This window comes from Pseudomonas gingeri (assembly GCF_013386165.1).
Taxonomy (GTDB): domain Bacteria; phylum Pseudomonadota; class Gammaproteobacteria; order Pseudomonadales; family Pseudomonadaceae; genus Aquipseudomonas; species Aquipseudomonas gingeri_C.
The window spans coordinates 164,958-184,820 of sequence record NZ_JACAOS010000017.1; the positions used below are offsets into that span (position 1 = coordinate 164,958).

General features: G+C 61.4%; 19 protein-coding genes. 6 read left to right on the top strand and 13 right to left on the bottom strand.

Features of this window, described 5'->3' with window-relative positions; genetic code table 11:
- The first annotated feature begins 58 nt into the window (after positions 1–58).
- Both phoR and HX866_RS21000 read left to right on the top strand, forming a co-directional pair.
- On the top strand, positions 59–1,381 hold the full coding sequence (gene phoR / locus HX866_RS20995; RefSeq protein WP_177093986.1) for a phosphate regulon sensor histidine kinase PhoR: 1,323 nt from the start codon (positions 59–61) through the stop codon (positions 1,379–1,381).
- Between the two features lie 136 nt (positions 1,382–1,517).
- A complete protein-coding gene (locus HX866_RS21000; RefSeq protein WP_177093985.1) occupies positions 1,518–2,861 on the top strand; it encodes a hemolysin family protein in 1,344 nt (447 codons plus the stop codon).
- A gap of 6 nt (positions 2,862–2,867) precedes the next feature.
- Here HX866_RS21000 and HX866_RS21005 read toward each other — a convergent pair whose 3' ends face one another.
- From HX866_RS21005 to HX866_RS21040, 8 genes are all read right to left on the bottom strand, one after another.
- Entirely contained in the window at positions 2,868–3,761 is an 894-nt protein-coding gene (locus HX866_RS21005) for a peptidoglycan DD-metalloendopeptidase family protein (RefSeq protein WP_177093984.1), read from the bottom strand.
- A 64-nt stretch (positions 3,762–3,825) separates the two neighbouring features.
- Positions 3,826–4,131 carry a helix-turn-helix domain-containing protein gene (locus tag HX866_RS21010; protein ID WP_177101371.1) on the bottom strand — a complete coding sequence of 102 codons (306 nt, stop codon included), beginning with the start codon at positions 4,129–4,131 and terminating at the stop codon, positions 3,826–3,828.
- Between the two features lie 235 nt (positions 4,132–4,366).
- Entirely contained in the window at positions 4,367–5,293 is a 927-nt protein-coding gene (locus tag HX866_RS21015; RefSeq protein ID WP_177093982.1) for a response regulator, read from the bottom strand.
- A 159-nt stretch (positions 5,294–5,452) separates the two neighbouring features.
- Positions 5,453–6,214 carry a phosphate signaling complex protein PhoU gene (gene phoU, locus HX866_RS21020; protein ID WP_177093981.1) on the bottom strand — a complete coding sequence of 254 codons (762 nt, stop codon included), beginning with the start codon at positions 6,212–6,214 and terminating at the stop codon, positions 5,453–5,455.
- 119 nt (positions 6,215–6,333) lie between these two features.
- Complete coding sequence (gene pstB, locus HX866_RS21025; protein WP_177093980.1) at positions 6,334–7,167, bottom strand: phosphate ABC transporter ATP-binding protein PstB; 834 nt, start codon at positions 7,165–7,167, stop codon at positions 6,334–6,336.
- Positions 7,168–7,259: 92 nt separating this feature from the next.
- Positions 7,260–8,930, bottom strand: a complete 1,671-nt coding sequence (pstA, locus tag HX866_RS21030) for a phosphate ABC transporter permease PstA (RefSeq protein ID WP_177140350.1) — start codon at positions 8,928–8,930, stop codon at positions 7,260–7,262.
- A 15-nt stretch (positions 8,931–8,945) separates the two neighbouring features.
- The gene (locus HX866_RS21035) at positions 8,946–10,979 is read right to left on the bottom strand and encodes an ABC transporter permease subunit (protein ID WP_177125605.1); all 2,034 of its coding nucleotides are present in this window, start codon (positions 10,977–10,979) and stop codon (positions 8,946–8,948) included.
- Between the two features lie 415 nt (positions 10,980–11,394).
- A complete protein-coding gene (locus tag HX866_RS21040; protein WP_177093978.1) occupies positions 11,395–12,393 on the bottom strand; it encodes a phosphate ABC transporter substrate-binding protein PstS in 999 nt (332 codons plus the stop codon).
- A 338-nt stretch (positions 12,394–12,731) separates the two neighbouring features.
- Here HX866_RS21040 and HX866_RS21045 point away from each other — a divergent pair, with 338 nt between their 5' ends.
- Both HX866_RS21045 and HX866_RS21050 read left to right on the top strand, forming a co-directional pair.
- Positions 12,732–13,790, top strand: a complete 1,059-nt coding sequence (locus tag HX866_RS21045) for a helix-turn-helix domain-containing protein (protein ID WP_177140351.1) — start codon at positions 12,732–12,734, stop codon at positions 13,788–13,790.
- Positions 13,787–13,993: a hypothetical protein gene (locus HX866_RS21050; RefSeq protein ID WP_256344964.1), complete on the top strand. Its 207-nt coding sequence runs from the start codon at positions 13,787–13,789 to the stop codon at positions 13,991–13,993. Before HX866_RS21045 ends, HX866_RS21050 begins: the two co-directional genes overlap by 4 nt.
- 7 nt (positions 13,994–14,000) lie before the next feature.
- Here HX866_RS21050 and HX866_RS21055 read toward each other — a convergent pair whose 3' ends face one another.
- On the bottom strand, positions 14,001–15,290 hold the full coding sequence (locus HX866_RS21055; RefSeq protein ID WP_177101367.1) for an MFS transporter: 1,290 nt from the start codon (positions 15,288–15,290) through the stop codon (positions 14,001–14,003).
- Positions 15,291–15,661: 371 nt separating this feature from the next.
- Here HX866_RS21055 and HX866_RS21060 point away from each other — a divergent pair, with 371 nt between their 5' ends.
- Complete coding sequence (locus HX866_RS21060; RefSeq protein WP_040071787.1) at positions 15,662–16,060, top strand: acyl-CoA thioesterase; 399 nt, start codon at positions 15,662–15,664, stop codon at positions 16,058–16,060.
- Positions 16,061–16,111: 51 nt separating this feature from the next.
- A complete protein-coding gene (locus HX866_RS21065; protein WP_177140352.1) occupies positions 16,112–17,014 on the top strand; it encodes a D-hexose-6-phosphate mutarotase in 903 nt (300 codons plus the stop codon).
- A 160-nt stretch (positions 17,015–17,174) separates the two neighbouring features.
- On the opposite strand, the gene HX866_RS21070 is transcribed toward HX866_RS21065, so the two are convergent.
- The 4 genes from HX866_RS21070 to purE form a co-directional block, all read right to left on the bottom strand.
- Positions 17,175–17,711: a DUF3299 domain-containing protein gene (locus HX866_RS21070; RefSeq protein ID WP_152736628.1), complete on the bottom strand. Its 537-nt coding sequence runs from the start codon at positions 17,709–17,711 to the stop codon at positions 17,175–17,177.
- Between the two features lie 79 nt (positions 17,712–17,790).
- Positions 17,791–18,036: a GlsB/YeaQ/YmgE family stress response membrane protein gene (locus HX866_RS21075; protein WP_177093973.1), complete on the bottom strand. Its 246-nt coding sequence runs from the start codon at positions 18,034–18,036 to the stop codon at positions 17,791–17,793.
- Positions 18,037–18,143: 107 nt separating this feature from the next.
- Positions 18,144–19,226, bottom strand: coding sequence for a 5-(carboxyamino)imidazole ribonucleotide synthase (locus HX866_RS21080; RefSeq protein ID WP_177140353.1), 1,083 nt, complete (start codon positions 19,224–19,226; stop codon positions 18,144–18,146).
- 11 nt (positions 19,227–19,237) lie between these two features.
- The gene (gene purE / locus HX866_RS21085; RefSeq protein ID WP_121135587.1) at positions 19,238–19,729 is read right to left on the bottom strand and encodes a 5-(carboxyamino)imidazole ribonucleotide mutase; all 492 of its coding nucleotides are present in this window, start codon (positions 19,727–19,729) and stop codon (positions 19,238–19,240) included.
- Positions 19,730–19,863: the final 134 nt, after the last annotated feature.

The following is a 19,863-nucleotide window of genomic DNA, read 5'->3' on the forward strand; positions in this document are numbered from 1 at the left end:
AAACTTGCAGCTTGAAGCTTGCCGCTCAAAGCTGCCTCTCTCAAGGACTCGTGTTGAAGTGAATCAAAACTGGCATGGCACCCTGATCCGCCATCTGTTGTTGCTGGTCACCGGCTGCCTGGTGGCAGGCCTGGCCAGCGGCTATTACGGCTGGAGCCTGGCCGTGGGCCTGGGGCTTTACCTGGGCTGGACCCTCAAGCAACTGCTGCGCCTGCACCAGTGGCTGCGCCAGCACAAACCCGAAGAAGCACCGCCGGACGGCTACGGCCTGTGGGGCGATGTGTTCGACAGCATCTATCACCTGCAGCGTCGCGACCAGCGCGTGCGCGGTCGCCTGCAAGCCGTGATCGACCGGGTCCAGGAGTCCACCGCTGCCCTCAAGGATGCGGTGATCATGCTCGACAGCGACGGCAACCTGGAATGGTGGAACCGCGCCGCCGAAACCCTGCTGGGCCTCAAGACCCCCCAGGACAGCGGCCAACCGGTGACCAACCTGGTGCGGCATCCGCGCTTCAAGGAATACTTCGAGCAGGAAAGCTACGCCGAACCGTTGGAAATCCCTTCGCCGACCAATGACCGGATGCGCATCCAGCTGTACATCACGCGCTACGGCAACAACGAGCACCTGATGCTGGTGCGCGACGTGACCCGTATCCATCAGTTGGAACAGATGCGCAAGGACTTCGTCGCCAACGTCTCCCACGAACTGCGCACGCCGCTGACGGTAATCTGCGGCTACCTGGAAACCCTGCTCGACAACGTCGAAGAGGTGAACCCGCGCTGGGTCCGTGCCCTGCAGCAGATGCAGCAGCAAGGCAGCCGCATGCAGACCCTGCTCAACGACCTGCTGTTGCTGGCCAAGCTGGAAGCCACCGATTACCCCTCGGACAACCAGCCGGTGCGCATCGACAGCCTGTTGCAGTCGATCAAGAACGACGCCCAGGCCCTGTCCGGGCAACGCAACCAGACCATTACCCTGGAAGCCGACGGCGCCATTCGTCTCAAGGGCAGCGAGGCGGAACTGCGCAGCGCCTTCTCCAACCTGGTGTTCAACGCCGTCAAATACACCCCGGCCGAAGGCAATATCCGCGTGCGCTGGTGGGGCGACGAGCACGGCGCACACCTGAGCGTGCAGGATTCGGGCATCGGCATCGACAACAAACACCTGCCGCGCCTCACCGAACGTTTCTACCGGGTCGACTCCAGTCGCAACTCCAACACCGGCGGCACCGGGTTGGGCCTGGCCATCGTCAAGCACGTGCTCCTGCGCCACCGCGCGCGCCTGGAAATCAGCAGCGTACTGGGCCACGGCAGCACGTTTACCTGCCATTTCGCTCCGGTCCAGGTGACGCGCACAAGCACCAACAACCTGCCCGCCTAGGGCCTTGCCGGGACAGCGTCGGGCCAGGCCACTAGGCAACGGACGCATCTGCCGCTACATTGGATGACTTGTGCCTGCCTTTCAGGCGCCTATCCACCTACTTCAAATTGAAATACGGAACCCGTAAAACCCCATCATGGACCCTTCCCCTAGTAGCTTGACCCTCGCTTCGCTCTTCGCCGATTTCGGCATGATTCTTTTCGCTCTGATCCTGGTATTGCTCAACGGCTTCTTCGTTGCGGCTGAATTCGCCATGGTCAAGCTGCGCTCGACCCGGGTCGAGTCCATTGCCCACCAGAACGGTTGGCGCGGACAGATCCTGCGCACCGTCCACAGCCAGCTGGACGCCTACCTCTCCGCCTGCCAGTTGGGTATCACCCTGGCCTCCCTGGGCCTGGGCTGGGTCGGCGAACCGGCCTTCGCCCACTTGATGGAGCCGCTGCTCGGCGCCCTCGGGGTGAGCTCCGCCGAAGTGATCAGGGGCGTGTCGTTCTTTACCGCCTTTTTCATCATTTCCTACCTGCACATCGTGGTCGGCGAGTTGGCACCCAAGTCCTGGGCGATCCGCAAACCCGAGCTGCTGTCGCTGTGGACGGCGGTGCCGCTGTACCTGTTCTACTGGGCCATGTACCCGGCCATTTACCTGCTCAACGCCAGCGCCAACGCCATCCTGCGGATCGCCGGCCAGGGTGAACCCGGCCCGCATCACGAGCACCATTACAGCCGCGAAGAACTCAAGCTGATCCTGCACTCCAGCCGTGGCCAGGACCCCAGTGACCAAGGCATGCGGGTATTGGCCTCGGCGGTGGAAATGGGCGAGCTGGAAGTAGTCGACTGGGCCAACTCCCGCGAAGACCTGGTGACCCTGGACTGCAATGCGCCGCTCAAGGAAATCCTCGCACTGTTCCGTCGCCACAAGTTCAGCCGTTATCCGGTGTACGACGCCGAACGCAACGTGTTCGTCGGCCTCTTGCACATCAAGGACCTGCTGCTGGAACTGGCGGACCTTGACCACATTCCCGAGTCGTTCAACCTCGCGGAACTGACCCGGCCGCTGGAGCGGGTGTCGCGACACATGCCGCTGTCGCGCCTGCTGGAACAGTTCCGCCAGGGCGGCTCGCATTTCGCCCTGGTGGAAGAAGCCGATGGCAAGGTGATCGGCTACCTGACCATGGAAGACGTGCTGGAAGTGCTGGTGGGCGATATCCAGGACGAGCACCGCAAGACCGAGCGCGGCATCCTCGCTTATCAGCCGGGCAAGTTGCTGGTCCGCGGCGATACGCCGTTGTTCAAGGTCGAACGCCTGCTGGGCGTCGACCTGGACCATATCGAAGCGGAAACCCTGGCCGGGCTGGTCTATGACAGCCTGAAGCGGGTGCCGGAAGAGGAAGAAGTGCTGGAGGTCGAAGGCCTGCGCATCATCATCAAGAAGATGAAAGGGCCGAAGATCATCCTGGCCAAGGTCCTCAAGATCGACTGAGCGGGGTTATTTCCCCCTCAGGGCAAAATTGGGTAACGCTTCCAGCGGCTGGCTGAACTGATAGGGAATCGACACCAGCCCCATCCCGGTATTGCGCTGCACCACGAAGTGCAGGTGCGGCCCGGTGGTGTTGCCGGTGTTGCCCGACAGCGCCAGCGGGCTGCCCACTTCCACCCGCTGGCCTTCGCGTACGCTCACCGAACCTTGCTTGAGGTGCAGGTACACGCCCATGGTGCCGTCGTCGTGCAACACCCGCACGAAGTTGCCTGAAGGGTTCTTGCCGCCGCCGCTCTGGTCATTCTCGGTCTTGATCACCACCCCGCCCCGCGCCGCGATGATCGGCGTGCCCACCGGCATGGCGATGTCCATCGCGTAACGGCTCTTGGCACCGAAATGGCTGTACTGCCCGTTCGGACCCTGGGTCAGGCGGAACGGCCCGCCGCGCCAGGGAAAGGGATAGCGATAGCCCTGTGCCTGCCCGGAAGGGTCGCCGAGGAAATACTGGAACTTGGGGGTGTAGCGCATCGGCTCGCCGGCCCTGGTTGCCGTGAGCAACGCCAGGCGCTGGTTGCTGCGAGCCGGCAGGACCTTGCGGATCGACTGTGGCGCGCCACTGACGTTCTGCAGGGCGCCGAAACCGAGTTCGATCTCAACCGGGGCATACAGGTCGTTGCGCACGTAGACCTCATCAGCGCCCTTCTGCTTACGGATATCCAGGCGCACCTGACGCTCCAGGTGTTCAACCATCCGATCGCGAAACACAAACACCTGGGCACCCGGCGCCGGGCGGTCACTGTAGGAGACCACCCCATTGGCATCGGTGTACTTGTAGATCGTCATGGCCGCAGCCGAGGTGGCGGCCATCAACAGACCACAGGAAAACAGCAGGCGCAGGAACATAAACGAGGGTCGCCGAATAAAACATGGCGACCAGACTAGCAGGTGGCCAGGGCATTTGTGTGAATCACACCGGCAGGATGGCACCCGGGCCAAAACACAGGTCGACATCCAACTGGACCGGCGTCGACAGGTTCACCAGCGCATCCAGGGAGAACTTGTCGATCTTGCCGTTCAGTAGATCGTTCAACCGCGGTTGGGTGATCCCCAGGCGCTTGGCCGCATCCTTCTGGGACAGCTCCCAGGCGTTGACCCGGCAGACCAGCTCCATCATCAGTTTGGATCGCAGGCGCATGTTGGCCGCTTCCCGCGGGGTGTCCTCAAGGGCATCCCAGACAGAGGCGAAACGTTCGGTCTTGATGGGGTTTGTCATGGCTTTGCTCCTATCGCGTAATCAGCGAGCGAGACATCCGTGGCACGAGGTTGTTTCAAAGCTTGGCTGAAGGGTCGTCGCCGCGCCGCTCAAAAAACAGCTTATATCCAAACAGATATAAAACAACCTGAGCGAAGGGATTCGGACGAAAGGTTTTGCGCAAGCCGGAGGCGATGCAGGAAGGGAGTCAGGCAAACGGCGCGGTGTGCAAGGCCACCACGCCGTCAGGCGGGCATCAAGCCCCGGGAACGAAGTGCTTCTGGGCGGTGCCGCGGGCGATCAGGCGGGAGATGTAGTCGAGCTTCTGCGCGTCCTGGTCGACAAAGCGGAAAGTCAGTTGCAGCCATTCGCTGTCCGGCTTCGGCTCATGGGCGACGATGGCATGCAGATAGCCGTTCAAACGGGCGATCTCGGCGTTGTCGCCCTGCTCCAGGTCGAGCACGGCGTTTTCCAGCACCTGCGGCAGCACCTCGGTACGGCGCACGACCAGCAAGGCTTCCTTGATGCTCAGCGCCTTGATCACGCACTGCTGGGTGCCGCTGGACAGGCGCAACTGGCCCTGGCCGCGACCACCCGAAACGCCGCTGGCCGCGGGCGAGGCCGCAGTGGTCGGACGCACGGGCGGGCTGTTGAGCAGGCCTTTGGACGGCGCCGCCGCAGGGGCCTGCGCAGCAGCCGGGCTGACCACTTCGGCACGGCCACCGGTCAGGGCGCTCAGGGAGTCGTTGCCAAACGCCGAGTTCGCCTTGGTCGGCGCACTGTTCATCAAGGTCTCGAGCTTGCCGACCTTGTGCAGCGCCTGCTTGACCTTGGTCAGCAGCTGTTCGTTGGTAAAAGGCTTGCTGACATAGCCGGACACGCCGGCCTGGATCGCCTGAACCACGTTTTCCTTGTCGCCGCGGCTGGTCACCATGACAAACGGCATCGTCTTGAGGTTGTCCTGCTGGCGGCACCAGGTCAGCAACTCAAGACCGGACATTTCCGGCATTTCCCAGTCGCACAGCACCAGGTCGAATGCTTCGCGGGCCAGCAGCGCCTGGGCCTTGCGACCGTTGACAGCGTCTTCGATCCGGATGCCCGGGAAGTAGTTTCGCAGGCACTTCTTCACCAGATCGCGGATGAACGACGCGTCATCCACCACCAACACACTGATTTTACTCATTGACCATTCCTCTGAAAATCCCGGCTAGCATACTGACTAATGGCTATTTGCCAACAGCGATTGGTCACACCGGGACTTTTCGCTCGCGGGGTGCGCGTAAATTCGTAGACCACAAACAAAAACGCCCGACCTTAGGCCGGGCGTTTCTCTCAGGCAATCTTACTTATCGTCAGCTTCACCGGGAACATTAGCGGTTTCGGACAAGGTGCCCTCAACTTCCTGGCGCATGCGCTTGAGGCCCATGTGACGAACATCGGTGCCACGCACCAGGTAGATCACCAGTTCGGAGATGTTGCGTGCATGATCGCCGATCCGCTCCAGGGAACGCAGCACCCAGATGATGCTCAACACGCGGCTGATCGAACGCGGATCTTCCATCATGTAGGTCGCCAGCTCGCGCAGGGCGGTCTTGTATTCGCGGTCGATGATCTTGTCGTACTGTGCCACCGACAACGCCAGTTCGGCGTCGAAGCGGGCAAAGGCATCCAGCGAGTCACGGACCATGTTGCGCACCTGGTCGCCGATATGCCGCACTTCGACGTAACCTCGCGGCGCCTCGCCCTCCTCGCACAGCTGGATGGCACGACGGGCGATCTTGGTCGCTTCGTCACCGATGCGCTCCAGGTCGATCACCGACTTGGAGATGCTGATGATCAGGCGCAGGTCGGAGGCCGCCGGCTGACGACGGGCCAGAATACGCAGGCACTCCTCGTCGATATTGCGCTCCATCTGGTTGATCTGGTCGTCGATGTCCCGCACTTGCTGGGCCAGGCCCGAGTCGGCTTCGATCAACGCGGTCACCGCGTCGTTGACCTGCTTCTCAACCAAACCGCCCATGGCCAGGAGGTGGCTGCGTACTTCTTCCAGTTCCGCGTTGAACTGCGCGGAAATGTGATGGGTAAGACCGTCTTTATCAATCATTGGGGTTCGCTCCGCGAAAGTTGCAAGCTTCAAGCCGCAAGCTTCAAGCAGTTATGTGTTGATTTCAGTGCCACACCGTTTTTTTCTTGCCGCTTGAAGCTTGTCGCTCGCAGCTGCCCTTAACCATAACGGCCGGTGATGTAGTCTTCGGTCTGTTTCTTCGCCGGGTTGGTGAAGAGGGTGTCGGTGTCACCGAACTCCACCAGCTTGCCCATGTACATGAAAGCGGTGTAATCGGAAACCCGGGCCGCCTGTTGCATGTTGTGGGTGACGATCACAATAGTGAATTTAGATTTCAGCTCGTAGATCAGTTCTTCGACCTTGAGGGTCGAAATCGGATCGAGTGCCGAACACGGTTCGTCGAGCAGCAACACTTCCGGCTCCACCGCGATGGTCCGGGCGATCACCAGACGCTGTTGCTGACCGCCGGACAGGCCCAGGGCCGAGTCGTGCAGGCGATCCTTGACCTCTTCCCACAGCGCCGCGCCCTTGAGGGCCCATTCCACGGCTTCATCGAGAATACGCTTCTTGTTGATGCCTTGGATACGCAGGCCATAGACCACGTTTTCGTAGATGGTCTTGGGGAACGGGTTGGGCTTCTGGAACACCATGCCGACCTTGCGGCGCAGCTCGGCGACGTCTTCGCCCTTGCGGTAGATGTTGTTGCCGTAGAGGTTGATTTCACCGTCTACGCGGCAACCGTCCACCAGGTCGTTCATGCGGTTGAAGGTGCGCAGCAACGTCGACTTGCCGCAACCGGACGGGCCGATGAAGGCCGTCACGCGCTGCTTGGGGATGTTCATGCTGACGTCGAACAGCGCCTGCTTCTCGCCGTAGTAGAGGCTCAGTTTCGGGACTTCGATGGCAACGGTTTCACTCGCCAGGTCCAGGCTCTGCTTGCTACGGCCCAGGGCGGACATGTTGATGCCGTGGGTTTGGGTTTCATGTTGCATAGTCTCACTCCGTTCGTAGCTGCAAGCTTCTAGCTGCAAGCCGCAAGTTTTAAGCAAAGCGGCTTGTAGCTTGCCGCTTGAGGCTAATCGCTTTAGCTATCCAACGCCTTGTACTTCTCGCGCAGGTGGTTCCGGATCCATACAGCCGACAGGTTCAACGTCGCGATCACCAGCACCAGCAGCAACGCCGTAGCGTAGACCAGCGGACGAGCGGCCTCGACGTTCGGGCTCTGGAAGCCGACGTCATAGATATGGAAGCCCAGGTGCATGATCTTCTGATCCAGGTGCAGGTACGGGTAGTTGCCGTCCAGCGGCAGCGACGGCGCCAGTTTCACCACACCCACCAGCATCAGCGGTGCCACTTCGCCGGCGGCACGGGCCACGGCGAGGATCATGCCGGTCATCATGGCTGGACTGGCCATCGGCAGGACGATCTTCCACAAGGTCTCGGCCTTGGTCGCGCCCAGGGCCAACGAGCCTTCGCGCACGGTACGGGGAATCCGCGCCAGGCCTTCCTCGGTCGCCACGATCACCACCGGTACCGCCAGCAGCGCCAGGGTCAGGGACGCCCAGAGCAGACCCGGGGTACCGAAGGTCGGTGCCGGCAAGGCCTCGGGGAAGAACAGCCGGTCCAGCGAACCACCCAGTACATAGACGAAGAAGCCCAGGCCGAATACGCCGTAGACGATCGCCGGGACACCGGCCAGGTTGTTCACCGCGATCCGGATGATCCGGGTCAGCAGGTTCTGCTTGGCGTATTCACGCAGGTAGACCGCCGCCAGCACGCCGAACGGGGTCACGATCATCGCCATGATCAGGGTCATCATCACGGTGCCGAAGATCGCCGGGAAGATCCCGCCTTCGGTGTTGGCTTCACGCGGGTCGTCGCTGAGGAATTCCCAGACCTTGCTGAAATAGAAACCCAGCTTGGTCAGCTTGCCCATGGCGTTCGGCTGATAGGCGTGCACCACTTTACCGATGCTGATTTCCAGTTCCTTGCCGTTGGCATCGCGGGCCGTCAGGCTGTCGCGGTTGAACTGGGTGTGCAGATCGCTCAGGCTGGCTTCGATTCCCTGGTAGCGGGCATTCAGTTCGGCACGCTCGGCGGCCATGTCGGCCTGGGCGGTGGCGTCGAGCTTGCCCTCCAATTCCAGCTTGCGGCTGTGCAGGCGAATGCGCTCGAGGCCGGCGTTGATGGCACCGATGTCGCTCTTCTCGAGCGTCTTGATCTGCGCCGCCAAGCCGTTCACGCGCTGGACACGGGCCTGCAGCTCGGGCCAGGCGGCTTCGCCTTCGGCGATCACCTTACCGCTTTCCTTGACGTTGACCAGGGTGCCGTAGAAGTTGCCCCACTCGCGACGCTCGATGGTCATCAGTTCGGCCGGGTAGGTCTGGTCCTGCAACCACTCGCCGACGATCCAGGTGAAGTCGTTGCCGTTGAGGTCGCGGTTACCGACCTTGATCAGCTCCCGGGTCATGAACTCCGGGCCCTGCTCCGGTACCGGCAAGCCGGCCGTTTTCAGACGCTCGCGGGGGACTTCTTCCTTCTGCACCACTTCGCCGACCACGACCTGATTAGCCTGGCCTGGCACATTGTATTGAGCATGCACCAGGTCGGCTGGCCAGAAGTGGCCCAGGCCGCGCACAGCAATCACGGCCAGCAGGCCGATGGTCATGATGACCGCGATGGAGACGGCACCACCGCTGATCCAGACACCGGGGGCGCCGCTCTTGAACCAACTGTTCAGGGAGTTCTGTTTCACAGACTTCTACCTTTCTTAAAGCGACGAGTATTTCTTGCGCAGACGCTGACGAATCAGCTCCGCGAGGGTGTTCATGATGAACGTGAACAGCAGCAGCACCAGCGCCGAGAGGAACAGCACGCGGTAGTGACTACCACCCACTTCCGACTCGGGCATCTCGACCGCGACGTTGGCCGCCAGGGTGCGCAGGCCTTCGAACAGGTTCATCTCCATCACCGGGGTGTTGCCGGTGGCCATCAGCACGATCATGGTTTCACCGACGGCACGGCCCATGCCGATCATCAACGCCGAGAAGATGCCCGGGCTGGCAGTGAGGATCACCACCCGCGTCATGGTCTGCCACGGCGTGGCACCCAAGGCCAGCGAGCCCAGGGTCAGGCCGCGAGGCACGCTGAACACGGCGTCTTCGGCGATCGAGTAGATGTTCGGGATCACCGCGAAGCCCATGGCCAGGCCCACCACCAGGGCGTTGCGCTGGTCGTAGGTGATGCCCAGGTCGTGGGAGATCCACATGCGCATGTCGCCGCCGAAGAACCAGGTCTCCAGGTGCGGGCTCATGAACAGCGAGAGCCAGCAGACGAAGAGGATCACCGGGATCAGGATCGCGCTTTCCCAACCGTCCGGCACCCGCAGGCGGATGGATTCCGGCAGGCGGCTCCAGCCGAAACCGGCCACCAGGATGCCGATCGGCAGCAACATCAGCAGGCTGAAGATCCCCGGCAGATGCCCTTCGACATATGGCGCCAGGAACAGGCCGGCAAAGAAGCCGAGGATCACCGTCGGCATCGCTTCCATCAACTCGATCACCGGCTTGACCTTGCGGCGCATGCCCGGGGCCATGAAGTAGGCGGTGTAGATGGCAGCGGCGACAGCCAGCGGTGCAGCCAGGAGCATGGCGTAGAACGCCGCCTTCAGGGTACCGAAGGTCAGTGGCGACAGGCTCAGCTTGGGTTCGAAGTCAGTGTTGGCGGCGGTCGATTGCCAGACGTACTTGGGCTCGTCGTAGTTCTCGTACCAGACCTTGCTCCACAGCGCGCTCCAGGAAACTTCCGGGTGCGGGTTGTCGAGCACCAGCGGCTGGATCTTGCCACCCTGCTCGACGATCACCCGGTTGGCCCGTGGCGACAGGCCGAACACCCCCTGGCCATCGACCACCTGATTGACCAGCAGGGTACGGTGCGCGGTGCTGTGGAACACGCCGAGCTTGCCGGAAGCGTCCAGGGCGACAAAGCCCTTGCGACGCTCTTCAGCGGTGATCTCGACGATAGGTGCAGTGCCCATCTGGAAGCCGCGGATATTTTTCAGGCGCAACTCGCCATCGGGATCGCGGGCCATGAACCACTGGGCCAGGCCGCCGGTGGAGTCACCGATGATCAGCGAGATACCGCCCACCAGTTGCGTACTGGCGGTCACTTCGGCATCGGCGCTTTCCAGCAGTTTATAGCGACCGTTCAGGCTCTTGTCGCGCAGGCTGAAGACATCCGCCTGGGCGCGCCCGTTGATCACGTACAGCCATTGCTGACGCGGATCGATATAGAGCGCCTTGACCGGCTCGGTCATCTGCGGCAGCTCGATGCTCTTCTGCTCGCTGGTGACCTCGCCGGTCATCATGTTTTCTTCTTTGGTCAGCGCCAGCACATGCAGTTGGGCGCCCGTGGAGCCCGCCACGACCAAGGTGGTGTCGGCGGCGTTCAGGTTCACATGCTCAAGCGCACGGCCCTGGTCATCGAGGATGATCGGCGTATCGCCATAGGGATACTCGACCGCCGGGGAAATGGTTTTCTTGCCGTCCGGGTAGGTCACTTTATAGGTGTGACGGAACACCAGCGCCTGGCCATTGGACAGGCCGACAATGACCAGCGGAATGCCCGGCTGGTCCTTGCTGATGGAGGTAACCGTGGTGCCGGCCGGAATCGGCAGGTTGACCCGCGACAGCTCAGTGGCGTCCTGCACATTAAAGAACAGCACCTGGCCCTTGTCGGAAACCCGCATGCCCACCTGGTTCTGTTCTTCCAGGGAGATCATCAGGGGTTTGCCGGCGTCCTGGATCCAGGCGGGGGTAATGCTTTTCTCGGCGGTCAGCGAGGCGCCCTGGAACAGGGGCAGGACCACATAACCGAGAAAGAAGAAGATCAGGGTGATCGCGCCGAGAACGGCCAGGCCGCCAATGAACACATACCAACGGGTCAGGCGATCTTTCAGCGCGCGAATACGGCGCTTGCGTTGCAGCTCAGGCGTATTGAAATCAATACGCTTGGGGGGAGAAGTCGTAGTCATGGTGGAATTGGCCAGATCGTTCATGCGCACACCCTAGCGATCCTATATGACAGAAAGATGACAATACAGTGACGCACGGAAGCCGCCGCCCAGCGTGGCTGGCAGCGGTTTCGGAATGAGGGGCGCGGTCGATGGGGATCAAACCGCGCCTCGTGTAGCTGCCGGGACTGGCGTCCCGGCCGAAGGCTTACTGCTTGGCGACGTTACCTTCGCCCAGGCCCAGGTCAGCCAGTGCCTTGGCGGCAACTTTGGCTGGCAGTGGGATGTAGCCGTCTTTCACAACCACTTCCTGACCCTGCTTCGACAGAACCAGTTTCACGAACTCGGCTTCCAGCGGAGCCAGAGGCTTGCCCGGCGCTTTGTTGACGTAAACGTAGAGGAAACGCGACAGCGGGTATTTGCCGTTCAGGGCGTTTTCTTCGCTGTCTTCGATGAACTCGGTGCTGCCTTTCTTCGACAGGGCAACGGTTTTCACGCTGGCGGTCTTGTAGCCGATACCCGAGTAGCCGATGCCGTTCAGGGAGGAGCTGATGGACTGCACAACGGAAGCCGAACCCGGTTGTTCGTTCACGTTAGGCTTGTAGTCGCCTTTGCACAGGGCTTCTTCCTTGAAGTAGCCGTAGGTGCCGGAAACCGAGTTGCGGCCGAACAGTTGCACTGGCTTGTTGGCCAGGTCGCCGGTCACGCCCAGGTCACCCCAGGTTTTGACTTCGGCTTTGGCGCCGCACAGACGAGTCGAGGAGAAGATCGCGTCGACTTGTTCCATGGTCAGGTGCTTGATCGGGTTGTCCTTGTGCACGAACACGGCCAGGGCATCCACAGCGACCGGGATAGCGGTCGGCTTGTAGCCGTACTTCTGCTCGAAGGCAGCCAGTTCGGTGTCCTTCATCTTGCGGCTCATCGGGCCCAGGTTCGAAGTGCCTTCAGTCAGGGCGGGCGGCGCGGTAGCGGAACCGGCGGCCTGAATCTGAATGTTCACGTTCGGATATTCTTTCTTGTAGCCCTCGGCCCACAGGGTCATGAGGTTCGCCAGGGTGTCGGAACCAACGCTGGACAGGTTGCCCGATACACCCGTGACCTTTGTATAAGACGGAATGGATGGGTCCACACCAGCGGCGACCGCGTGGGCAGTTGCAACGCCAGCAGCGACAAAAGTCATTGCCGCCATCAAACGCTTCAGTTTCATGCCTTGCTCCTAGCAGAGAGGGTTTATCAGATCGGGGCCAGTATCTTTAGGCCGTATGAACACTCTATGACTGGTATATGACAGTTAGATGAATGGCCATCATGCGGAAAACAAAGGCTTTTGAACGCAAAAGCGGGCAAAAGCCCGCCCCTGCTGGACTGCGGCCCCCTTCTCGAGACGCCAGACGTGTCGACTTTGAAACAATTTGAAATCCTCTTCCTTATATATAGAGGCTCGACTCCCGCATGACGCCTCACTGCCAGCAAATACATTTTGAAATGCTCGATGGGTTGACAAAACAGACATAAAATACAATTTTGTCAACCCGAGAGGATTTTATGATCAACGACCGAATCCGCCGTGCTCGTTTGCTGCGCGGCATGTCTCTGGAGGCTTTGGCCCTCCAGTTGGGTGACATCAGCAAGCAAGCGCTCAGCAAATACGAGAAGGGATTGAGTACCCCAAACTCCACGCGCCTGCTGCACATGGCAGAAATCCTGGAGGTGAGCCCCGAGTATTTCTTCCGCGCGGATGCCATCCCACTGGCCCCTCTGGAATTCCGCAAGTTGGCGAAAATGCCCAAATACCGCCAGGTCCAGATAGAAGAGCAGATGCGCGAGTACCTAGAGCGCTATATCGCGCTGGAAGAGTGCTTTGACCCACGAGAAATTCTGACGGCCGCGACGCCCGCCGGGATGATCGATGTCGGTTCACTGGAAGAGGCGGAGCAAGCTGCCCAGGTGCTGCGTGAGTTCTGGGGGCTTGGCGGCGATCCCATCTTCCACCTGACCGAACAGTTGGAAGAGCACGGTATCAAGGTGGCCATGCTGTCGGGATCGGATGATTTTGATGGGGCGTGTGCCGCCACCGATGACGGCCATCATGTGCTGATTGCGCTGAATACCGAGCGACCCGGCGAGCGCATTCGATTCACCGCCGCCCATGAGCTTGGGCACTGGGTCATGCGCTTACCCGCCAACATGCCCGAACAGGACAAGGAAAACTGCTGTCATCGTTTTGCCGGCGCCTTCCTCTACCCGGCCAAATGCGTCACCGGCGACTTTGGCAGCCACCCTCGCTCCAGGGTCCATCCTCGCGAGTTGCTGATTGCCAAACGTCACTACGGGCTATCGATGCAAGCGGCGCTGCGCCGACTGAAAGACCTGAATCTGCTCAGTGAAAGCGGCTACAAGACCCTCACCATTCAGTTCAGTGCCAATGGCTGGCGCAAGTCCGAACCCGAACCCCTGCCCTGCAAGCCTCCCCAGCGTTTCGAGTCGCTGGTATTCCGAGGATTGGCAGAGGGCCTGATCAGCAAGTCTCGCGCGGGTGAGCTCCTGCGCCAGCCGGTGAGCAGCCTGGACCCCAACTTCCTGGGCCCGCTGGAGAGCCCATGAGCCTCATCTATATCAGTGATACAAATATCTGGATCGACTTCAGAAATGCCGGATTGCTGGAGCAACTGTTCACGCTGCCCTTCACTTTGTGCTGTACCGACTTCGTACTTGAAGAACTCAAAGACTTCTCGCGCGAGCAACTGCTTGCCCAGGGGTTGCGAGTCGAATCAGTCGCTGGCGAGAAGACTGAAGTGCGCTTTTAACCGCGACTCAGCGCCCCTTCGCCCACAGATAGCCACCCACCAGCACGCCGATGCTGCAAATGATCGCCACATAATAAGCCGGGCCCATCGGGCTTTCCTTGAGCAGCAAGGTCACGATCATGGGCGTCAGGCCGCCGAAAATCGCGTAGGCCAGGTTGTAGGAGAACGACAGACCGCTGAACCGCACCACCGCCGGGAACGCCTTGACCATCACGTAGGGCGTCGCGCCGATGGTGCCGACGAACAGGCCGCTCAGGGCATACAGCGGGAACAACCACTCGGGGTGGGTCGGCACCGTGCTATAGAAGGTCCAGAACGTCACCATCAACGCCAGGCTGCCGAACACGAAGACCCGCCCGGCACCAAAACGGTCAGCCAGCGCACCGGAAAGGATGCAACCCAGGGTCAGGCAGATCGTCGCCAGGCTGTTGGCTTCCAGCGACACCGTCGGGGCGAAGTGAAAGGCCGTTTGCAGCACGGTCGGGGTCATCAGGATCACTACCACCACACCCGCGGACAGCACCCAGGTCAACAGCATCGAGATCAGGATCGCACCACGGTGATCACGCAACACCGCGCCCAGCGGGATGCCGTCGGACAAGGCCTTGCGCTTCTGCAACTCGGCGAATACCGGGGTTTCGTGCAGCCAGCGGCGCAGGTACACCGAGAACAGGCCGAACACACCGCCCAGCAGGAACGGAATCCGCCAGGCGTAATCCGCCACTTCCACCGGGGTATAAAGGCTGTTGATCAGGGTCGCCACCAGCGAACCCAGGAGGATCCCGGCGGTCAGGCCCGAGGTCAGGGTGCCACAGGCGAAGCCGATCTTGCTCTCCGGCACGTGTTCGGCGACGAACACCCAGGCCCCCGGCACTTCACCGCCGATGGCCGCGCCCTGGATCACCCGCATCAGCAACAGCAGGATCGGCGCCCAGATGCCGATCTGCGCATAGGTCGGCAGCAGGCCCATGATCAGGGTCGGCACCGCCATCAGGAAAATGCTCAGGGTGAACATCTTCTTGCGGCCCAGCAGGTCGCCGAAGTGCGCCATCACGATGCCGCCCAGCGGCCGCGCCAGGTAGCCAGCGGCGAAAATTCCGAAGGTCTGCATCAAACGCAGCCATTCGGGCATGTCCGCCGGGAAAAACAGCTTGCCGACCACTGCGGCAAAAAACACGAAAATGATAAAGTCGTAGAACTCCAGCGCGCCGCCCAGGGCAGACAGCGATAAAGTCTTGTAGTCATTGCGGGTCAACGGGCGCGCAGATTGCGCAATGGGGGTGGACGCGGTGGTCATGGGCTTCTCTTATTGGGCACGTCTGTGAGCCACGCAAGGCTCGACTCAGGCTGGGGGCAGGTCTGGCACGATAGCAAATTGTTCGTAAAAGCACATGGATCGGCGCATTCGTCGGCAAAAATGAGAACCGGGAGGTCGTCTCGCGGTCTACCGACCGATATACTCGTGCCCTGCGCCGGGTAAAACCCGCAGGCTAGAGGGGTATTGTGCGAAAACGCCGTTGGCCGAACCAGCCGCTTTCGCAGAGTTTCCCTTAGTGCGGCTTACGAGAAACGTAACGAACGTAGTATGTTCGGGCTGAATCGTTTTTCTTGAAGACGGCTATTCACCTGCAGTACCAACGTAGCGTTACGGGTCAGAGGCACCCCGGCATGATCGAACTCGAACAAGAAGATCCTATCCCGCAAGGCGATCTCGCCCTGCAAATCACCGCGCTCCCGCGTGAAGCCAATGGCTTCGGCGATATCTACGGTGGCTGGCTGGTCAGCCAGATGGACCTGGCCGGCACCGCCATGGCCAGCAAAGTCGCCGGTGGCCGGGTGGCCACGGTGTCCATCGACCGCATGGCGTTCCTGGTCCCGGTCGCCGTCGGCGCGCAGTTGTCCTTTTATACCCACACCGAAGAAATCGGCCGCAGCTCGATGCGGATGATGGTCGAGGTGTGGAGCGACGATCCGCTGACCAGCGAATGGCGCAAGGTCACCGAAGCGGCCTTCGTGTTCGTGGCCATCGATGGCAGCGGGCGCACCCGCTCCGTGCCACGGCGTTAACCCGGCCGCGACCCCGCGGCCCGTTAAAACTCCCTGTCTTGCGAGAACACCATGACCACGCCCCATGTTGAAACGGTAAAACTGGACGAGCTGAACGGCTGGCGGATCCGCCACGGCCAGGCCGAATTGCTGGTGGCGCAACAAGGCGCGCAGATCCTCAGCTACCAGCTGGCCGGGCACCCGCCGCTCATCTGGCTCAACAACGAGGCCGTGTTCAAGCATGGCAAGGGCATCCGCGCCGGCGTGCCGGTGTGCTGGCCGTGGTTCGGCAACTTTTCGCGCAACCCGGACAGCGTGCAGGGCATGCGCCAGGCCAGCGACGCGGCGACGGCCCACGGTTTTGTGCGGACGATGAACTGGACGTTGCAGGGCATCGAGGCCGAAGGCGATACGGTGAGCGTGGTGCTCAGCCTGCCGCTGCCAGAAGGCGGCCTGCCGGGCTGGCCACACAAGGTAGGCCTGACCCTGCGTATTCGTTTGGGTGAGACCTTGCACATCGAGCTCACCAGCGAGAACCAGGACGATCATCCGGTCACCCTCAGCCAGGCGCTGCACACCTACTTCGCTGTCAGTGATGTGCGTAATGTGCAGGTTGAAGGGGTCGAGGGCCTGACCTATATCGACACCCTGGAAGATTGGCAGTCGACGACGCAGGTCGGCAGTTTGCGCTTTAGCGGCGAAACCGACCGGATCTACCAGAATCCACCGGCACAGTTGAGCATTGTCGATTCGGACTGGCAGCGCCGCATCCAACTGACCAGCAGTGGCTCAGGGGCGGCGGTGATCTGGAATCCGTGGATTGGTCGGGCCAGTCAGTTCGCCGACATGGCTGACGATGGCTGGCAGAAGATGTTGTGCATCGAAACCGCAAACGTGATGGATGATGTGGTGACCCTGGCGCCTGGGGCCAGCCATACACTGGGCGTGACGATCGCCAGCCAGAAACTTGCCTGAACCCTGTGGCGAGCGGGCTTGCCCGCGCTGGGCTGCGAAGCGGCCCTAAAACCATTAATCGCGGTATATCAGGTACACCGGGGTGCCTGGGTTTGCGGCTGCTGCGCGGCCGAGCGCGGGCAAGCCCGCTCGCCACAAAGGTTTCGCAGGCTCTCGCGCCTTACAGATCCGACTCCTTCACCACCCTGACCTTCCCCGCATCCAGCGCATACGCCGCGTCGGCCAGGTCATTGCTGACCTTCTCGATCTTCAGCGTGCCGGTGACCCACAGCGGCGTATAGATATCATCCAGCTTCAATCCCTTGGGATAACGCACCAGCACCAGTTGATTGGGCGGCGGTGGCGGTACGTGGATGCAGGCGCCCGGGTACGGCACCAGGAAAAACAGCGTGCTGCGCCCCTTGGCATCGGTCTCCAGCGGCACCGGATAACCACCGATGCGGATGTCCTTGCCATCCATGGCCGCCACGGTCTTGGTCGAATACATCACCGCCGGCAGGCCCTTGCTCTGCTTCAAACCACCCTTGGCGGTAAACGTACCGTCGCCCTCGGGCGTGTTGTGGGTGATTTCCGGCATCTGCTCAAGGGCTTTCTGGTCCGACTTGGGCATCAATTCCAGCCAGTCGGTTTCCGGAAGTTCGCCGGCATGGGCCAGGCCACTGCCCAGGAAAAGAAGGGTCAAAAGAAGACGACGCATGGGGAGACTCGAAAACAGAAAGGATTGGCGCATTCTAGCCCTCTCCGCCATTGCGGCAGAGAGGGTTTGGTCACTTGGATCAGTTCTTTCTGATCAGGTTGTAGATCACCAACAGGATAATCGCGCCAACAACCGCACCGATAAAACCGGCACTCTGACCCGCGTGATAGATCCCCAGCGCCTGACCACCATAGGTCGCCGCCAGCGAACCGCCGATCCCCAGCAGGATGGTCATGATCCACCCCATGCTGTCGTCGCCCGGCTTAAGGAAACGCGCCACCAGGCCGACGATGAGGCCGATAAAAATTGTCCAGATAATGTGCATGGCATTTCCTCTCGGTGAGTGTGCACAGTCAAAGCCTAGTCAGCACTTTGACATCCTGCCATCAGAGGCTGGCGGCAACCGTAGGTTCCCGCCAGCACTGACTATCTTTATTCAGCGATCAACGCCTCGACCCGCAGGATCTGCTCCTGCAAGGTCGCCTTGTCGGCACACCGCAGGGTCGCGTGACCGACCTTGCGCCCGACCTTGAAGGCCTTGCCATAGTGATGCAGATGGCAATCGGCGATGGCGATCACCTGCTCCACCGGCGGCACTGCGCCGATGAAGTTGAGCATCGCGCTTTCGCCGACCTTGGCAGTCGAACCCAGCGGCAGCCCGGCAATCGCCCGCAGGTGGTTTTCGAACTGGCTGCACTCGGCGCCTTCGGTGGTCCAGTGCCCGGAGTTGTGCACCCGTGGCGCGATTTCGTTGGCCTTGAGGCCACCGTCGACTTCAAAGAACTCGAATGCCAGCACACCGACATAATTCAGCTGCTTGAGCACCCGGCCGGCATACTCTTCGGCCAGGGCTTGCAGCGGATGGTCGGTGCTGGCCACGGACAGGCGCAGAATGCCGTTGTCGTGGGTGTTGTGCACCAGCGGGTAGAAGCAGGTTTCGCCATCACGACCGCGCACCGCGATCAGCGAGACTTCGCCGGTGAACGGCACGAAGCCTTCCAGCAGGCAGGCGACGCTGCCCAGATCGGCGAACGTACCGACCACATCGGCGGCAGTGCGCAGGACTTTCTGGCCCTTGCCGTCATAACCCAGGGTGCGGGTTTTCAGTACGGCCGGCAGGCCGATCTGAGCGACGGCGGCGTCCAGGTCCGCCTGGGACTGGATATCGGCGAAGGCCGGGGTGGGAATCCCCAGGTCCTTGAACATGCTCTTTTCAAACCAGCGATCACGGGCGATGCGCAGGGCTTCGGCGCTCGGGTAGACCGGCACGAACTGCGACAGGAAGGCCACGGTTTCCGCCGGAACGCTTTCGAACTCGAAGGTCACCAGGTCGACTTCGTCGGCCAACTGGCGCAGGTGATCCTGATCGCCGTAATCGGCGCGCAAGTGTTCGCCCAGGGCGGCTGCACAGGCATCCGGCGCCGGGTCCAGGAAAGCGAAGTTCATCCCCAGCGGCGTACCCGCCAGCGCCAACATGCGGCCCAACTGGCCGCCACCGATTACACCGATCTTCATCGTCATCAACCTCAGGCGACGCGTGGGTCTGGATTGTCCAGCACGCTGTCTGTCTGTTCTGCACGGAATTTCTTCAGCACGGCGTGGAAATGCGGGTGCTTGGCGCCCAGGATGCTCGCCGAGAGCAGCGCGGCATTGATCGCGCCGGCCTTGCCGATGGCCAGGGTCGCGACCGGAATACCGGCCGGCATCTGCACGATCGACAGCAGCGAGTCGACGCCCGAAAGCATGGCCGACTGTACCGGCACGCCGAGCACCGGCAGGTGGGTCTTGGCCGCACACATGCCTGGCAGGTGCGCCGCACCGCCGGCACCGGCGATGATCACCTCGATCCCGCGGGACTCGGCCTCTTCGGCGTACTGGAAGAGCAGGTCCGGGGTGCGGTGGGCCGAAACCACTTTCACCTCGTAGGGGATGCCGAGCTTTTCCAGCATATCGGCGGTGTGGCTAAGGGTGGACCAATCGGACTTGGAGCCCATGATCACGCCAACCAGTGCACTCATCGTCGTGCCTCTTCTCTTGGGCGCCCGCAGGCGCGTCAAAAAACAACAAGCCACGCGGGAGACCGGCGTGGCTTGTCATACGAATCGGGGCCGGGCAAGCCGGCCGAAGGCCGCGCAGTATACCGAAAAAAGTG

Excerpts from the sequence above, each read along its gene's own strand:
- HX866_RS21080 (WP_177140353.1), bottom strand. The coding sequence starts at position 19,226 with ATGAAGATCGGTGTAATCGGTGGCGGCCAGTTGGGCCGCATGTTGGCG.
- HX866_RS21070 (WP_152736628.1), bottom strand. The coding sequence starts at position 17,711 with ATGCGTCGTCTTCTTTTGACCCTTCTTTTCCTGGGCAGTGGCCTGGCC.
- phoU (WP_177093981.1), bottom strand. The coding sequence starts at position 6,214 with ATGATTGATAAAGACGGTCTTACCCATCACATTTCCGCGCAGTTCAAC.
- HX866_RS21065 (WP_177140352.1), top strand. The coding sequence starts at position 16,112 with ATGACCACGCCCCATGTTGAAACGGTAAAACTGGACGAGCTGAACGGC.
- HX866_RS21040 (WP_177093978.1), bottom strand. The coding sequence starts at position 12,393 with ATGAAACTGAAGCGTTTGATGGCGGCAATGACTTTTGTCGCTGCTGGC.
- HX866_RS21005 (WP_177093984.1), bottom strand. The coding sequence starts at position 3,761 with ATGTTCCTGCGCCTGCTGTTTTCCTGTGGTCTGTTGATGGCCGCCACC.
- purE (WP_121135587.1), bottom strand. The coding sequence starts at position 19,729 with ATGAGTGCACTGGTTGGCGTGATCATGGGCTCCAAGTCCGATTGGTCC.
- HX866_RS21075 (WP_177093973.1), bottom strand. The coding sequence starts at position 18,036 with ATGCACATTATCTGGACAATTTTTATCGGCCTCATCGTCGGCCTGGTG.
- HX866_RS21060 (WP_040071787.1), top strand. The coding sequence starts at position 15,662 with ATGATCGAACTCGAACAAGAAGATCCTATCCCGCAAGGCGATCTCGCC.
- HX866_RS21045 (WP_177140351.1), top strand. The coding sequence starts at position 12,732 with ATGATCAACGACCGAATCCGCCGTGCTCGTTTGCTGCGCGGCATGTCT.
- HX866_RS21015 (WP_177093982.1), bottom strand. The coding sequence starts at position 5,293 with ATGAGTAAAATCAGTGTGTTGGTGGTGGATGACGCGTCGTTCATCCGC.
- HX866_RS21000 (WP_177093985.1), top strand. The coding sequence starts at position 1,518 with ATGGACCCTTCCCCTAGTAGCTTGACCCTCGCTTCGCTCTTCGCCGAT.
- HX866_RS21055 (WP_177101367.1), bottom strand. The coding sequence starts at position 15,290 with ATGACCACCGCGTCCACCCCCATTGCGCAATCTGCGCGCCCGTTGACC.
- HX866_RS21010 (WP_177101371.1), bottom strand. The coding sequence starts at position 4,131 with ATGACAAACCCCATCAAGACCGAACGTTTCGCCTCTGTCTGGGATGCC.
- pstB (WP_177093980.1), bottom strand. The coding sequence starts at position 7,167 with ATGCAACATGAAACCCAAACCCACGGCATCAACATGTCCGCCCTGGGC.
- HX866_RS21050 (WP_256344964.1), top strand. The coding sequence starts at position 13,787 with ATGAGCCTCATCTATATCAGTGATACAAATATCTGGATCGACTTCAGA.